We start from the raw sequence: 1,665 nt of genomic DNA, 5'->3' as shown, positions 1-1,665 counted from the left end.
TTTTTTTAGGTCAGTGCCTAAGTTTCTTGGCTTTTTCTTTTGAAATAAAAGATTAGTAGACCGATGGCTACCAGTATGAATACATATGGTAGCCATCTCATTCCTGTAAGCCCTAAGAGTAAGAATGAAATAGCACTAATACTCGCACATATTAACGCGTACGGTAGCTGCGTGACAACGTGATCAATCTGTGAACAACCTGCAGCTGCAGAAGCAACCGTTGTTGTATCTGATACAGGTGAACAATGGTCTCCAAATAAGGAGCCTGAAAGTACTGCACTCATTAAGAAGAACAGTAATGATGGATCGGTAGCTTGAGCTATGTGTGCTGCAATAGGAAGCATAATAGCGAAAGTGCCCCATGATGTACCAGTTGCGAATGCCATTGTACCCGTTAATATAAAGAATAAGAACGGTAAAAATGAAGATGATATTGTAAGGTGCTGGAGCAAACCTGCTAAATAAGAGCCTGTATCTAATTGTTCGATGAAATTAGATAAAACCCAAGCGTAAAGTAAGATCTCAACCGCTGGAATAGTTGTCTTCATTCCGTTTTTAAAAATCGAACCGATATCATTAAAGGTTTGTTGTTTGGCTATTACTTGACGAGTAAATAATATAAAGCTGACGAATGTAGCTAGTCCTGCACCGATAACGAGTGATAAGCTCACTTGACTGTTTGAGAATATAGACATAATCGTTGGCTTATCGCTATGTAAATACCCCGTAATCATCATCGTTGTGACAGCACCGATGATTAATGTACCAATAGGAATAATCAAATCCCAAACCGTACCTCTCGTTGTATTGGTAGGAATATGATGCTGTTCATTGATAGCAACATGTTGTTTCATTTTGCCAATATTAATATCAAAAGCAGCTGATGAAAAGACAAATAACAGTGTAGATAACGCATAGAAATTAGTTGTTGCAATAATTAAAAATGCGATAAGTGGGTTGTCTGTAATATGTAAAGTTGCAAAGATACTTGTAAGAATACCTATAATATATGCACCCCAACTAGAAAGGGGACATATAACACAAGTTGGATCGGAGGTAGAATGTATAAGATAAGCTAATTTAGTACGAGGTACCTTCGTATGATCGATCACAGGGCCTGTAATTTGACTTGTAACAAACATACTAAAAACATCATCTGGAAACAGAGACACTCCGCATGTTGTCGTCATTAATTGTGCACCACGCTTTGTATGTATATGACGACCAATCCAATTACCAAAAGCACGGTTTCCTCCAAGAGCTGCAATTAATCCTGTTAAAGCTCCAAGTAATAATAAAAAAGAAAGAACATATAAATTTCCGGAACTCCATTCCCCATCACTATAAAATAGGTTGAAAATCGCCTGTAGTATCGTTGTTATCGCTTGAAAAATATTACCTTGTTCAATAATAATAGCAGCAATAACAATCCCAATTCCTAAAGAAAGTACGATTTTTCTAGTGAAAATCACCAATGCAATAATGATAATAGGGGGAATGATGCTTAAAAAAGAATATTCCATTTAATCTCCTCCAACCATAGTAAACAAGATAAAATTATATCACTACAAATTATTTGTGAATAGATGCACAAATGATATAATTTGTGTGTTTTTCTTGAACTAATTGGAGTTTCCCCGTTCTAACTGGCGCTAAGACTCCCAC

General features: G+C 36.4%; 1 protein-coding gene. It reads right to left on the bottom strand.

Annotated elements, in window-relative coordinates:
* Positions 1-17: 17 nt before the first annotated feature.
* Positions 18-1,523, bottom strand: coding sequence for a Na+/H+ antiporter NhaC family protein (locus tag V7014_RS02020; protein ID WP_335503656.1), 1,506 nt, complete (start codon positions 1,521-1,523; stop codon positions 18-20).
* Between the last annotated feature and the right edge of the window lie 142 nt (positions 1,524-1,665).

It is taken from the genome of Bacillus sp. JJ722, assembly GCF_036963345.1.
Taxonomy (GTDB): domain Bacteria; phylum Bacillota; class Bacilli; order Bacillales; family DSM-1321; genus Bacillus_AD.
The sequence above is the reverse complement of the archived record's forward strand: the minus strand, read 5'-3'. Positions and strand labels throughout refer to the sequence as shown.

Excerpts from the sequence above, each read along its gene's own strand:
- V7014_RS02020 (WP_335503656.1), bottom strand. The coding sequence starts at position 1,523 with ATGGAATATTCTTTTTTAAGCATCATTCCCCCTATTATCATTATTGCA.